At 42.5% G+C, this 13,956-nt stretch carries 12 protein-coding genes; 11 read left to right on the top strand and 1 reads right to left on the bottom strand.

Going from position 1 to position 13,956, the window contains the following annotated elements:
• The first annotated feature begins 162 nt into the window (after positions 1-162).
• Positions 163-1,254 carry a 3-phosphoserine/phosphohydroxythreonine transaminase gene (gene serC / locus Q1A86_RS08120; protein ID WP_299805175.1) on the top strand — a complete coding sequence of 364 codons (1,092 nt, stop codon included), beginning with the start codon at positions 163-165 and terminating at the stop codon, positions 1,252-1,254.
• 99 nt (positions 1,255-1,353) lie between these two features.
• Here serC and Q1A86_RS08115 read toward each other — a convergent pair whose 3' ends face one another.
• The gene (locus Q1A86_RS08115; RefSeq protein ID WP_299805173.1) at positions 1,354-2,547 is read right to left on the bottom strand and encodes an amino acid aminotransferase; all 1,194 of its coding nucleotides are present in this window, start codon (positions 2,545-2,547) and stop codon (positions 1,354-1,356) included.
• Positions 2,548-2,956: 409 nt separating this feature from the next.
• Between Q1A86_RS08115 and aroA the strand changes: the two genes are divergently transcribed.
• The 10 genes from aroA to Q1A86_RS08065 all read left to right on the top strand — a co-directional run bounded on the left by aroA (position 2,957) and on the right by Q1A86_RS08065 (position 13,831).
• Entirely contained in the window at positions 2,957-4,237 is a 1,281-nt protein-coding gene (aroA, locus tag Q1A86_RS08110) for a 3-phosphoshikimate 1-carboxyvinyltransferase (RefSeq protein ID WP_299805171.1), read from the top strand.
• A 179-nt stretch (positions 4,238-4,416) separates the two neighbouring features.
• A complete protein-coding gene (gene cmk / locus Q1A86_RS08105; protein ID WP_299805169.1) occupies positions 4,417-5,109 on the top strand; it encodes a (d)CMP kinase in 693 nt (230 codons plus the stop codon).
• Between the two features lie 97 nt (positions 5,110-5,206).
• Positions 5,207-6,874 carry a 30S ribosomal protein S1 gene (gene rpsA, locus Q1A86_RS08100; protein ID WP_299805167.1) on the top strand — a complete coding sequence of 556 codons (1,668 nt, stop codon included), beginning with the start codon at positions 5,207-5,209 and terminating at the stop codon, positions 6,872-6,874.
• A gap of 72 nt (positions 6,875-6,946) precedes the next feature.
• On the top strand, positions 6,947-7,234 hold the full coding sequence (ihfB, locus tag Q1A86_RS08095) for an integration host factor subunit beta (RefSeq protein ID WP_299805165.1): 288 nt from the start codon (positions 6,947-6,949) through the stop codon (positions 7,232-7,234).
• A 122-nt stretch (positions 7,235-7,356) separates the two neighbouring features.
• Positions 7,357-7,674 (top strand): LapA family protein, encoded by a 318-nt coding sequence (locus tag Q1A86_RS08090; RefSeq protein ID WP_299805162.1) that lies wholly within the window; start codon positions 7,357-7,359, stop codon positions 7,672-7,674.
• 1 nt (position 7,675) lies between these two features.
• Entirely contained in the window at positions 7,676-8,836 is a 1,161-nt protein-coding gene (lapB, locus tag Q1A86_RS08085) for a lipopolysaccharide assembly protein LapB (protein ID WP_299805160.1), read from the top strand.
• Between the two features lie 66 nt (positions 8,837-8,902).
• On the top strand, positions 8,903-9,598 hold the full coding sequence (gene pyrF, locus Q1A86_RS08080; RefSeq protein WP_299805158.1) for an orotidine-5'-phosphate decarboxylase: 696 nt from the start codon (positions 8,903-8,905) through the stop codon (positions 9,596-9,598).
• 72 nt (positions 9,599-9,670) lie between these two features.
• Entirely contained in the window at positions 9,671-10,477 is an 807-nt protein-coding gene (locus Q1A86_RS08075) for an SDR family oxidoreductase (protein WP_299805156.1), read from the top strand.
• A 48-nt stretch (positions 10,478-10,525) separates the two neighbouring features.
• On the top strand, positions 10,526-11,068 hold the full coding sequence (locus Q1A86_RS08070) for a DUF2058 domain-containing protein (protein ID WP_299805153.1): 543 nt from the start codon (positions 10,526-10,528) through the stop codon (positions 11,066-11,068).
• Positions 11,069-11,572: 504 nt separating this feature from the next.
• Positions 11,573-13,831 (top strand): collagenase, encoded by a 2,259-nt coding sequence (locus Q1A86_RS08065; RefSeq protein WP_299805151.1) that lies wholly within the window; start codon positions 11,573-11,575, stop codon positions 13,829-13,831.
• Positions 13,832-13,956: the final 125 nt, after the last annotated feature.

Here is a 13,956-nt window from a genome sequence, read left to right as displayed (position 1 = left end):
CAGAAACAGATATAAAAATTAAAAAATAGTGAATTGATATTGTTTAATCTATGACGCGTTACTTGATTTTTTAATGTTAGCCGCCAAGTAGTTGGGATATACTGACTGGTATAAATACCCATACTCTAATGTTTTTGCAGATAATAATAGAAGGACAATACTGTGAGCGCGATTTTCAACTTCTGTGCAGGCCCAGCCATGCTCCCACCTGCTGTCATGCAAAAGGCTCAGCAAGAACTGTTAAACTGGAATGGCTTAGGCATTTCCGTTATGGAGATAAGTCATCGTAGTAAGGAGTTCATCGCGTTAACTGAGCAAGCGGAAGCGGATTTACGCGCCTTGATGGAGATCCCATCAAATTACCACGTTCTGTTTATGCATGGTGGTGGTCGCGGTCAATTCTCTGCTGTTGTGAATAATTTTCTTGGCAACAATGGTAAAGCCCTCTATTTAATCGATGGCAGTTGGTCAAAGGCCGCGGTTGAAGAAGCAGAAAGACTCGCTGGTAAAGAGAATGTCGATACCATTGAGCTTGTTAGCGCAGTCAATGGTTTGAATAAAGTTACTCTGCCTGACTTAAGCAAAATTGATAAAGATTATCGCTATGTTCATTACTGTCCAAATGAGACTGTTGATGGTATCGAAATATTTGATGACATTAATAGCCCTTGGCCTGTTATTGCCGATATGTCTTCTAATATTTTGTCACGCAAGATTGACGTAAGCCAATTTGGTTTAATATATGCTGGTGCGCAGAAGAACATTGGGCCATCAGGTTTAAGTATCGTCATCGTCCGCGATGATATGTTGGCTCTGCCAAGTTTGCCGCAATCAGCCATCATGGATTATCGATTAGCAGTGGCAAACGATTCTATGTATAACACACCGCCGACTTTTGCATGGTACTTAGCCGCCGAGGTGTTTAGCTGGCTATCACATGTTGGTGGAGTAGCCGAGATAGAAAAACTCAATATCGAGAAGGCCAAACGTCTGTATGAGTGCATCGATGAGCTAGATTTCTATGTTAGTGGCGTAGCAAAAGAAAATCGTAGCCGTATGAATGTGACATTCCAACTAACCAATCCTCAGCTAGATAGTCAATTTTTAGCAGAGGCTCAAGCGGCTGGACTCGTCGCGTTGAAAGGACATCGTAGTGTTGGCGGAATGCGTGCGAGCTTATATAACGCAATGCCATTAGCTGGCGTCGATGCCTTAGTTGAGTTTATGAAGGCGTTTGCAGCTAAAAATGGTTAAACGCTTGTACTACAAGCAGGTGCTAGTGCGAAATGAGCCCTAAAATTAAAGCCGACACTGATAAGTGTCGGCTTTTTTGTTTAGTTGAAATACAAATTGTTAGCAGATGACTTTGGCAATCGACTCGGCTAAGTAATCAACATTTCCAGTACCAATGCCCGCAATACTAATACGGCTAGAGTCGACCATGTATACGCTGTAATGTTCTTGAAGTTCAGTAACTTGAGCTGGGGTGATCCCAAGGAAAGAAAACATACCTTTTTGCTCTGCGATAAATTCGAAATTACGTTGAACACCTTTCTCTTTAAGCTTGTTAACCAACATTGCCCGATTACCATTAATGCGTTCACGCATCACTTTAAGCTCATCTAGCCACTCTTGCTTGAGCTCATCTGAGCCTAGAATGGTTTCAACGATTGCTGCACCGTGAGCTGGCGGCATAGAGTAGATACAGCGGACAACGTACAAAAGCACCGAGAATGCAATATCGGCCCGATTAGCATCGTTGCCTATGATTGTGCAGGCGCCGATCCGCTCTCGATACAAACCAAAATTCTTCGAGCATGAACTGCATAGGATCATATTGTTAACTGTCGCAGCCATTTTACGTACGCCGTAAGCATCTTCATCAACGCCGTCACCGAAACCTTGGTAGGCCATATCGATAAGCGGAGTAAAACCTTTGTCGGTAGTTAATGCGATGATTTCATCCCATTGAGCGATAGTTAAATCCATGCCACTCGGGTTATGACAACATGCATGCAGCAGTACAACATCATCTGAGCTTACTTGTGATAGAGCGGTTTTCATTTCATCGAATTTTAATGATTTAGCGTCATAGTCATAGTATGGGTAAGTCTTGACTGTAATACCCGCAGCTTCAAATAATCCAGTGTGATTAGCCCAAGTAGGGTCGCTGACCCACAAAACAGCGTTTGGATTACAACGTTTTATAAAGTCGGCAGCGACTCTTAGGGCCCCCGTACCTCCAGGGGTTGATACTGTGCGGACTCGATTGGCGATAATTGCTGGATTATCCTTGCCAAATGCAAGTTCAGACATAAGGCGATTAAAGTCAGCTGAACCGGTCGGGCCGATGTAAACTTTTGTTGACTCCGTCTCTAATCGGAATTTCTCAGCCTTTTTTACACACGAGAGGATCGGTGTGTGACCAGACTCATCCTTGTAGACACCGACACCCAAATCTACTTTTTGTGCATGAGAGTCCTCACGGTATTTAGTAAGCAAACCTAAGATGGGATCGGCAGGCATAGCGGTCAATTTGTTGAACATGTCTGAGATTACCTCTTCTGTTATCGGCAAGTTTTGAGCCGTAGTCATTATGAACTTAGAGTAACTTAATAATTGTAAAAATGAATAGGGTTTGTGAAAATTTTCATCATCATTCGAACTGGCAATTATTGGTTCCACTCAAAAAAATGGCATAAAAAATCGACCTTAAACAACTAGGTTAAAGTGTTACTTATCGATACTTGAGAAGATTTCGTCTATTAACGGTCGATTTTAATAAAAAAGTGTTGAATCCTTCGGCGCAATGAGTAACTTTATAAATACGAAGTTCAAACAAACGCTCAGTGGACGGTCATTTTGTCGTGGTGACCGCATAATGTCTTCTAGCATGAACATCTACTGTTAACCCGCGGGCGAGTTTGAGCCCCGCAGCAATAATAAGAAGTATGCAATGAATCAATTACGATTAGAGCCGATCAAAAAAGTGTCAGGTACCATTAATATTCCTGGTTCGAAAAGTATTTCAAATCGTGCTTTATTATTGGCAACTCTTGCCGAAGGAACCACGACACTCACCAATTTGCTGGACTCCGATGATATTCGCTATATGTTGGCATCTCTGAAGCAGTTAGGCGTCAATTACCGTTTGTCTGAGAACAATACCGTTTGTGAATTAGACGGATTAGCGGGGCCATTAAATGCGAGTGAAGACCAAACCTTGTTTTTAGGTAATGCCGGAACGGCAATGCGCCCTTTGTGCGCAGCGTTAACACTAGGGCAAGGTAATTTCACATTAACGGGCGAGCCACGTATGGAAGAGCGCCCTATTGGCGATCTTGTGGATGCATTACGTCAACTTGGTGCAGAGGTGAGCTATTTAAAGAATGATGGTTTCCCACCTTTAAGTATCGCATCTACCGGACTAAACGGCGGAAACGTTGAAATTGCGGGTGATTTGTCTAGCCAGTTCCTCACAGCACTGCTCATGGTTGCACCTTTAGCCAAAGGCGATGTGAACATTCAGATTAAGGGCGAGTTAGTCTCTAAACCCTATATCGATATTACACTTGCTTTAATGGCGCAGTTTGGCGTCGAAGTTCAAAACAATGATTACGCCTCGTTTGTCATAAAAGCGGGTCAGCGTTATGTTTCTCCAGGCAAAGTGCTTGTTGAAGGCGATGCATCTTCAGCATCATATTTCCTCGCAGCGGGTGCGATTCAAGGCGGCGAAGTCAAGGTGACTGGTGTGGGGAAGCTGAGTATTCAAGGGGATGTAAAGTTTGCTGATGTGCTCGAACAGATGGGTGCAGAGATAGAGTGGGGTGATGACTATATCATCGCGCGCCAAGCTCAACTCAAGGCTGTCGATCTTGATATGAATCATATCCCTGATGCCGCGATGACCATAGCAACATCAGCATTGTTTGCTAGTGGCACAACTCATATCCGTAATATTTATAACTGGCGTATTAAAGAGACTGACCGCTTAGCAGCCATGGCAGCAGAGCTTAGAAAAGTTGGCGCGATTGTAGATGAAGGGCATGACTATATTAGTGTGACGCCACCTGCGGTTATCAATACCGCTGCAATCGATACCTATAACGATCACCGTATGGCGATGTGTTTTTCGATGCTGGCCTTTGCAGATTGCGGCATTACCATCAATGAACCAGAATGCACGTCTAAAACTTTCCCCGATTATTTCAATCAATTTAAAGCGCTTGCTAAATAAGCGCACCGTCCTATAAGCAACGAATAGATTCAGGTTAGTCGTGGTTAACCTGAATCTTTGCTGAACCAAGTTCCCGAATATTTGAAGTTTTTGCCGCTTTCTAAACTTACATGGTTTATAATGCGCGCGCTCATTTTTCGGTTATATCAAGGAAGATGGAATTTCTTGTGGAGGATTTTATGTCAGAAAGGGCGCCTGTTGTCACTGTTGACGGCCCAAGCGGAGCGGGAAAAGGTACTATTAGTCAGTTACTTGCTGAGCGATTAGGCTACAAGTTACTCGACAGTGGTGCAATTTACCGTGTGTTAGCGTTAGCTGCTATTCATCACAATGTAGAACTAGATAATGAAGAAGCGTTAACATTACTTGCTGCGCACTTGGACGTGCAGTTCGTTACGGGTAATGAAAGTAAAGGAATAAAGGTTGTATTAGAGGGTGAGGATGTATCGACGACGATACGGAGTCAAGAGTGTTCTAATGCGGCATCTAAAGTCGCTGCGTTCCCTCGCGTTAGGGAAGCATTATTACGTCGCCAGCGTGCTTTTGCTGAAGCACCAGGTCTTATTGCTGACGGACGTGACATGGGAACTATCGTATTCCCTGCGACACCAGCAAAATTGTATTTGACTGCGTCAGCGGAAGAAAGGGCGCAAAGACGCTATAATCAGTTGCAGGACAAGGGCTTCGATGTTAATATCGATCAACTTTTGTCTGAGATTAAAGAGCGTGACGACCGCGATATGAATCGTAGTGTCGCTCCTTTGGTGCCTGCCGAAGACGCGCTGGTTATCGATACGACGAACATAAACATTGAAGATGTGTTGGACTTAGCGTTAACCCATATTCATCAAAAGCTCCAAGTACCTGCGTAAGTAGGTACTTAACTATTCGTGACAAGGATGTCGCGAATTATTAATCTGACTCCACGTCCAGGAAGGTCCGTGGTTTATTAAAGAAAGTAACTTAAACATGACTGAATCTTTTGCTGATCTATTTGAACAATCCCTTAATGAACTTGAATTCCGTCCTGGTTCTATCGTACGTGGTGTAGTTGTAGCCATCGAAAACGGTATGGTACTAGTTGACGCAGGTCTTAAGTCTGAAAGCCCAATCCCTGCTGAACAATTCAAGAACGCTCAAGGCGCTCTAGAAGTTGCAGTTGGTGATGAAGTTGATGTTGCGCTTGACTCTGTTGAAGATGGTTTCGGTGAAACCCAACTTTCTCGTGAGAAAGCTAAGCGTCACGAAGCTTGGATCGTTCTAGAAAAAGCGTACGAAGATGCTGAAACTGTAATCGGTATCATCAATGGTAAGGTTAAAGGCGGTTTCACTGTTGAATTAAACGGTATCCGTGCATTCCTACCAGGTTCTCTAGTTGACGTTCGCCCTGTTCGCGACACAGCTCACCTAGAAAACAAAGAATTAGAATTCAAAGTTATCAAGCTTGACCAGAAGCGTAACAACGTTGTTGTTTCTCGTCGTGCAGTTATCGAATCTGAAAGCAGCGCAGAGCGTGATGCTCTTCTTGAGAACCTTCAAGAAGGTCAATCAGTTAAGGGTATCGTTAAGAACCTTACTGACTACGGTGCATTCGTTGATCTTGGTGGTGTTGACGGTCTTCTACATATCACTGATATGGCTTGGAAGCGTGTTAAGCACCCATCTGAAATCGTTAATGTTGGTGACGAAATCAACGTTAAAGTTCTTAAGTATGACCGTGAGCGTACACGCGTATCACTAGGTCTTAAGCAACTTGGCGAAGATCCATGGTTAGAAATCAGCAAGCGCTACCCAGAAAACACACGTTTAACTGGTCGCGTAACTAACCTAACTGACTACGGTTGTTTCGTTGAAATCGAAGAAGGCGTTGAAGGTCTTGTTCACGTTTCTGAAATGGATTGGACTAACAAGAACATCCACCCATCTAAGGTTGTTAACCTAGGTGATGAAGTTGAAGTTCTAGTTCTAGACATCGATGAAGAGCGTCGTCGTATTTCTCTAGGTCTTAAGCAATGTAAGACTAACCCATGGGATGATTTCGCAGAGCGTTTCAACAAGGGCGACAAGGTTTCTGGTAAGATCAAGTCAATCACTGACTTCGGTATCTTTATCGGTCTTGACGGCGGCATCGACGGTCTAGTTCACCTTTCTGATATCTCTTGGAACGGTACTGGCGAAGACGCAGTTGCTGAATACAAGAAAGGCGACGAAATCCACGCTGTAGTTCTTTCTGTTGACCCAGAGCGTGAGCGTATCAGCTTAGGCGTTAAGCAAACTGAAGACGATCCATTCAATGCATACCTTGCTGACAAGAAGAAAGGTGTTGTAGTAAATGGTGTTGTTACTGCAGTTGACGCAAAAGGTGTTACAATTGAACTAGCTGAGACTGTTGAAGGTTACCTTCGCGTTTCAGATATCTCTCGTGAGCGTATCGAAGATGCATCAACAGTTTACTCTGTAGGTGACAAAGTTGAATCTAAGTTCATGGGTGTAGATCGTAAGAACCGCACCATCAGCCTATCTATCCGTGCTAAGGATGAAGCTGAAGAGAAAGAAGCAATGGCTAGCTTGAACAGTCAAGATGACGCTGTAATGAGCAGCGCTATGGCTGAAGCATTCAAAGCAGCTCGTAAATAATCGCCTTGAAGTTCAGGGGTGCTTGCACCCCTAAAAGGTGACTGTGTTTGGCTTGATAATAGAGGGTATAGGATGACTAAATCCGAACTAATCGAAAAACTTGCCACTAGGCAGTCGCAGCTGTCTGCGAAAGAAGTGGAAGCCGCTATCAAAGAGATGTTGGAGCAAATGGCCGAAACATTGGAAACTGGTGATCGTATTGAGATCCGTGGTTTTGGTAGTTTCTCACTTCACTATCGTGCACCACGCACTGGCCGTAATCCTAAGACTGGTACATCAGTCGAATTGGAAGGCAAGTATGTACCGCACTTTAAGCCAGGCAAAGAACTGCGCGAACGTGTTGATGCTATTAACGCGTAATTTACATTGTATTAAAAGCCTCCATTAGGAGGCTTTTTTATACCTAAAACTTAGGTATCGCTAGCTAGTTCTCTCTTTTTCTTAGATAATTAAAGCTCACATACGCGTTCATGGAGCAAAACGTGAAGTCATTTATCATTGCTTTTATAGTCGCTGCGTTTTTTTTCTTAGCGCTTATCTTTGGTGCCCGAAACGAGCAGATTGTAACTATCAGTTATTTTGTTGCTCAGGGTGAATTTAGATTACCTGTTGTTTTAGCCTTTGTTTTTATGGCTGGCTTTTTGGTGAGCTGGATATTTGCCATGTATCATATCGCAGGACTTAAATTGTCTTTACGGCGTGCAAACAAAAAACTTACTGTATATGAAGACAAGCAAGCAGCACAAGAGCAGTCAAAATTAGCGGCAGTGAAAAGCGCTGACAAAGAAGTAGACGCTTAATATGTTAGAAATTCTCTTTCTGCTTCTTCCAATCGCAGCCGGTTACGGTTGGTATATGGGACGCAGAAGTGTCAGACAAAAACAAACAAATCAACGAAAGCAGCTAAGCCGAGACTATTTTACTGGGCTGAATTTTCTATTGTCTAATGAGTCAGATAAAGCAGTAGACTTGTTTATTAGTATGCTCGATGTCGATGACGATACTATCGATACCCATCTCTCCTTAGGCTCGCTATTTCGTAAGCGCGGCGAAGTAGACCGTTCTATCCGCATTCATCAAAACCTCATCGCCAGACCGAGTTTAACCACAGAGCAAAGAGACATTGCTATGATGGAACTTGGTAAAGATTACCTCGCTGCAGGCTTTTATGATCGTGCAGAAGAAATTTTTATCAATTTGGTCAGTCAAGACGATCACAGCGAAGAAGCTGAGACCCAACTGATCGCTATCTATCAAGTAACCAAAGATTGGCAAAAAGCGATTGATATTATTAAGAAGTTGAAGCGTAAACGCCAACAAGAACTCAAGCATGACAGTGCACATTTTTATTGTGAATTAGCTGATGAAGCCAAAGAAGATGCACTTAAACTTAAAAATCTACAGTCTGCGATTAAACAAGATAGTCAATGTGCTAGAGCCTTATTAACACTGGCAGAGCAATACTTGAAGCAAGAAGAATTTAAGTCTTGCAAACAAACTATCGAAAAGCTGTTAACGACAGACATAGATCTATTACCTGATGCCTTGGCCATTGCCAAAGAAGCTTACCTGTTAACAAACGATGGCGTAGGTTATCAAGAGCTCCTTAGAGAGGCGATTGAAAAAGGGGCAGGTGCAAGTATTACCATTACACTGGCTCAATACATGATTGAGCAAGGGCAATCTAAAGATGCTGAGAAATTGATTATGGAGGGGCTAATTAGACACCCAACCATGAAAAGCTTCCAGCACCTTATGAAGATGCAATTACTGCAAGCTGAAGAAGGTCAGGCAAAGAAAAGTTTGTCGATGTTAGAGCAGCTTGTTGAGCAACAAATTAAATATCGACCTGGTTATCGTTGCCGAGAATGCGGCTTCCCATCACACAGATTATATTGGCATTGCCCCTCCTGTAAGCATTGGGGCAGCATTAAAAGGATCAGAGGCCTAGACGGAGAGTAACCGTTAATACTTCTGGTTCATCAACAAAAACAGTAAAACCTACACCGCAAAGCGATTGGAGAAAGAATGACTGACAAGCCTATTTTAGTTGCCCTAGACTATGATAATAAAAATGATGCTTTGCAGCTTATTGATCAATTAGACCCTGATATGTGTCGATTAAAAGTCGGCAAAGAGATGTTCACTCTGTTCGGGCCGCAATTAGTTACCGATATCCACGACCGTGGATTTGAATTGTTTCTCGACCTTAAATTCCACGATATCCCAAATACGGTTGCTAAAGCAGTTACTGCAGCAGCTGAACTTGGCGTATGGATGACTAATATCCATGCGACAGGAGGCTTAGCTATGATGGAAGCTGCTAAGCGTGCTCTTGAACCTTATGGTGATAAAGCCCCGTTACTGATTGCAGTCACTGTGTTGACATCAATGAGTGACGACGAGCTAAAGTTACTTGGTATAAACGTACCAGCCTCTGAACATGTATTACGTTTAGCTGCGCTGACTAAACAAGCAGGCCTAGATGGTGTGGTATGTTCTGCTCAGGAATCAAGCTTACTAAAAGCTCAGTTTGGTCAAGATTTCAAATTAATCACACCTGGTATTCGCCCTGTGGGCAGCGATAAAGGGGATCAACATCGTGTGATGACGCCGCCAGAAGCGTTAGCTGCAGGTTCAGATTATCTAGTGATTGGCCGACCAATTACCAAAGCTGCAGATCCATTAAAAGCATTGCAGGCAATTCATCAAACAATTGCTTAATCGTTTGATGCCTAGTAGGTTGGTTTAAATTGTAGTGAATGATTTAGATTAACCTTTGGGAGAGAAGTGACGATGTTTAGCTATCAAGGAAAGAATGTAGTCGTAGTTGGCGGTACTAGTGGGATCAATCTAGGTATCGCTATTCGCTTCTCTCAAGCAGGCGCCAATGTTGCCGTCGCCAGTCGTAGTGAAGATAAAGTGACTGCAGCGGTAGAGCAACTCAAGCAAGCCAATCCAGCTGGAAGCCATTTCGGTGTGTGTTTTGACGTTAGAGAGCTAGAGGCGTTAAAGCAAGGTTTCAAAGTCATTGAAAACAGCTTTTCACATATAGATGTCTTAGTCAGTGGCGCAGCGGGTAACTTTCCATCGACAGCTGAGAACCTATCTGAAAACGGTTTTAAATCTGTTATGGATATTGACTTATTAGGCAGTTTTCAGGTGTTAAAGCAAGCGTATCCGCTGATAAAGGAGCAAGGCGGCGCGATCATTCAGATCTCAGCGCCTCAAGCATATGTACCAATGCCTATGCAAGTACATGTTTGTGCAGCCAAAGCTGGCGTCGATATGTTAACTAAAACATTGGCTATTGAATGGGGCTGCAAAGGGATCCGCATCAATTCAATTGTCCCTGGCCCTATCGCAGGTACAGAAGGCTTTGATAGACTAGCGCCCACAGCAGAATTACAAGCACATGTGGCAAAAGGCGTCCCTTTAAGACGCAATGGCCAATGTGATGACATTGCCAATGCAGCACTGTTTTTAGCGTCAGATATGGCTTCATATATCACAGGTACAGTATTACCTGTTGATGGCGGTTGGTCATTAGGCGGTGCAGGCGCCGCGATTGCCGAGATCGGCCAATTAGCTAGACGTAACTGAGAAAAGACAAGTAAAATTAGAGTAATCGTTAAATAGAGATTTATAGATATGGCAAACCCGTTTCAAGAGCAGCTTTTAAAAGCAGGCTTAGTCAGTAAACAGAAAGTACGTGACACTAAAACCCAAAAGCGTCGCGATAGAAAAGCTAAGGTCGATGATGGCTCTGAGGCGCTTAAGAAAGAGATTGCCGCTAAGAAACAAGCACAGATCGAAAAAGATAAGCAGTTAAATGAACAGCGTTTTGCTGAAGCAACTGAGAAAGGTTTAGTTCGTGGATTGGTAACAGAATTTAAAAATTCTGTTATTACGCCGCCAAAAGATGCTGAAATTAAGTTTAACTTCACTTTTGAGAATAAAATCTACTCGCTTTATGTGAATGATAAAATGCAAAGTGAATTGCTCAATGGTCATTTAGGTATTATCCGACACGAAGAGGTGAGTTATTTAGTGCCTCACAAGTTGGCTGAACGAGTTAACCTTCTCGTGCCTGCCTGGGTTGGTTATTTATGGACTCAAGAAGATAGAACAGAGGCTGTGGAAGAAGATGATCCATATGCAGATTATGTTATCCCTGACGATCTAATGTGGTAACCACTATCTGTTGAAATAGTTAGACTGTGAAGTCTTAAAGCCATAATGAAGTATTCATTATGGCTTTTTTGTTTTTTCCTCGTACTGAATGAGATTGAGCCCAAGCGTAAGTGATTAGTCTTATTTTTTGGATTATTTATACGCTTAGCGAAGTTCATAAGTTCAACGAATTGGCTGGCTAGTGAGCTATAAAAACTCATTAAAACCACTCCTGCATCAAAACGTACCCAACTGTATTTGCATCTCAAAATTAGAATTTTAATCTAGTTTGCACATATTTTAGAAAGCGCTGCTTTGCCATATAAAGCGTAAATAACTAATTTTTTATCCTAGCATGTTAAACATTACGGGCTATTTAAGTTAACCGCGTTGCTATGCGATTGAATTAAATTCACTTTGCATATTGTATATCAATTGTTACATTTTTGTTTCGTTGTGGCTGGATACATTTGTTCCAGCCTGATTTACCGTTTGATAATAACGAAAGTGGAGAATTGAATTGATATGTCTAACAATAAAAATTTGTTCAAGCCTTTATATCTAAGCCTAGCAATAGCTTTATCTCTGTCGGCCTGTGGCGGAAGTAGTGATGATACATCAGCAGATGTCATCACACCTGACCCAGCACCCGTACCAGAAATTGATAACGCAGGTGATAAGTTGGTACTTGATACAGTAAAACAGCATATCAATACGAGTGACCCTATCTCATTTTATGTGGATGTCGAAGAGCAAGCTGCAAGTTTAGTTGTAAGCTTGTTTTCGGGTACAGAAAATAAAGCACTTGGCGATCCAGACGTTTACGTTCGATATGAGAGTACAGCTACGTCCGGTGAGGCTGGTGAGTATGATTGTGTGTCCTTTAATCAGAGTAATGCTAACGAAACCTGCATCATTGATGATGTTGAGCCTGGACGTTTCCATATTCTAGTCGACGCTAATAGCGATAGCCCGACAGTCGATGCTTCTATCCTAGCGACAACATCGCTATTTAATCAAAGTCTATTATGTGAAGAGCCGGTTAGAATTCGAGCTCAAGATCTCACAAGTGAGCAAATGATTCATGCCTGTGATGTGATCAGCAAAACAAAACAGCGTTTTGATAGTGTATTGGGAGCCAATATTGCTCCTGAGTTTGGTGTTTCAGTTCCCAAAGACTTAAACGAAGTCACTAATATCAATATTTTTAGTAGTTTATCAAATCATGCTGCGTGGGCAGAGCACCTTTATGATACTGGAAATACTAGCGGTATTTATTTCGAAACGTCACCTACCGACTGGTGGCATGACTCGACGATTCTAACCTTTAATGCTTTGGAATGGAGTGGTGGAAGAAATGTTATTCGCTCTCTCAGTCATGAATATGTCCACGCTTTAGATGGTCGCTACAACAAGGAGGGCGCTTACAAGTCTGAAATGTCTTGGTGGAGTGAAGGTCTAGCTGAATATATAGGCACTTTTTATCAAAAACAGTACCAGAGCATTATTACAGCCAATGAAGAGACTACCTACAGTTTGCAGCAGATTTTTGCAGGTGAGAGTGATAACTATGCTTGGGGAAAATTAGCGGTTGCTTTTCTGATTGAAACGCAGCCTGAACGTGTCACTTCTATGTTGACTGAAATGCGAGCCGGCAACTGGGATGCTTTTGATATCTTAATGCAAGATATCGCCACCAGCCATCAACAAGAATTTGTCAATTGGTATCAGCAGACACTGCCTGAACAATTTAAATCAAATGATACGGCGTTAGCATTAGGTGATTATACACAGGTGAGTGGTCGCGGAGGCTGGGTCTATTCAGTGGATGTACCTAGTGGAAGTGAGCCACTGACAATTGCCACTCAAGGTGGATCGGGAAATGTAGATTTATGGGTGAACCAGGATTCTGCTGCTCACCCAAGTTTAACGTCACAGTTCACATGTCACTCTGAGACAGATAATAGTAATCAAGAAACCTGTGTTATTGATTCTGCCGAACTAGGTAAATATTACATTACCATCGCTTCAGATTTTGTTGGAGCCGATATTGTTGATCTGTATCTTTCAGCGTGTTTAGGAAAAGATTGTAGTGTCTCTGTGCCTGAACAAGCGCCACTAAACTCCATAAATGAGCCTTATTTGCCTCATTGGCCAGAAAAGGGAGAGCTCGGCAGCTGTAGCTTGGCAGAAACCTACCGTACTTCTTATGATTACGCTAAAGATGTTTCGATCACTAATACCACGGATACTGAAATTAAAGTTTATTGGTTAAGTAGCAGGAATGGTGATAAATCTGGTGGTTCGTATATGACGTTGGCACAAGGTGATAGCTTTACTCCTGATAATTGGTATATAGGTGAACGTGTCATGCTAACGGATAAAACGGATAATTGTCTCAGCGTAGCCATATTCAATAATGAGAACAATGAGTTCGAAATACTAGCTGAACATGTGGTGGGTGCAATAGATGAAGTCGCAATCCCTGAAGCTACAGCGGAAATGGGCAGTTGTGATCTTGCCGCTCCCTACAGCCGTGCATTAGATTATGCACCAGAGTTCATCGTAGCTAATTCTTCTACAACGCCATATAACTTATATTGGATAGACTTTAATTCTGGTGAGCCCAATTTAGATAATCTTTATGCGACCTTGGATGAGAATGAAATATATACTGCAGACTTTTGGACGGTTGGTGATCGTATGATGATTACCGATAGTGACAATCAATGCATCGGAGTACTGGACTTGAATAATACGAGTAATATTTTTGTCTTAGATTAGCTGAACACAGGTACCTAAACTAAAAAGCTTGATGCTCTGTATCGGGCTTTTTTATTTTAACACCTAAAATTCTACTTCAGTAGAAGCTTACCATTGAAGAGAGTAGCTTTGTTTGTAACGACTGA

The organism is uncultured Shewanella sp. (assembly GCF_947497935.1).
Lineage (GTDB): Bacteria > Pseudomonadota > Gammaproteobacteria > Enterobacterales > Shewanellaceae > Shewanella.
This window is presented reverse-complemented; position numbering and strand designations above follow the sequence as displayed.

What these genes read in the sequence shown, in the direction of transcription:
- cmk (WP_299805169.1), top strand. Translation starts at nt 4,417, where the DNA reads ATGTCAGAAAGGGCGCCTGTTGTCACTGTTGACGGCCCAAGCGGAGCG.
- aroA (WP_299805171.1), top strand. Translation starts at nt 2,957, where the DNA reads ATGAATCAATTACGATTAGAGCCGATCAAAAAAGTGTCAGGTACCATT.
- rpsA (WP_299805167.1), top strand. Translation starts at nt 5,207, where the DNA reads ATGACTGAATCTTTTGCTGATCTATTTGAACAATCCCTTAATGAACTT.
- Q1A86_RS08065 (WP_299805151.1), top strand. Translation starts at nt 11,573, where the DNA reads ATGTCTAACAATAAAAATTTGTTCAAGCCTTTATATCTAAGCCTAGCA.
- ihfB (WP_299805165.1), top strand. Translation starts at nt 6,947, where the DNA reads ATGACTAAATCCGAACTAATCGAAAAACTTGCCACTAGGCAGTCGCAG.
- Q1A86_RS08115 (WP_299805173.1), bottom strand. Translation starts at nt 2,547, where the DNA reads ATGTTCAACAAATTGACCGCTATGCCTGCCGATCCCATCTTAGGTTTG.
- pyrF (WP_299805158.1), top strand. Translation starts at nt 8,903, where the DNA reads ATGACTGACAAGCCTATTTTAGTTGCCCTAGACTATGATAATAAAAAT.
- Q1A86_RS08070 (WP_299805153.1), top strand. Translation starts at nt 10,526, where the DNA reads ATGGCAAACCCGTTTCAAGAGCAGCTTTTAAAAGCAGGCTTAGTCAGT.
- lapB (WP_299805160.1), top strand. Translation starts at nt 7,676, where the DNA reads ATGTTAGAAATTCTCTTTCTGCTTCTTCCAATCGCAGCCGGTTACGGT.
- Q1A86_RS08075 (WP_299805156.1), top strand. Translation starts at nt 9,671, where the DNA reads ATGTTTAGCTATCAAGGAAAGAATGTAGTCGTAGTTGGCGGTACTAGT.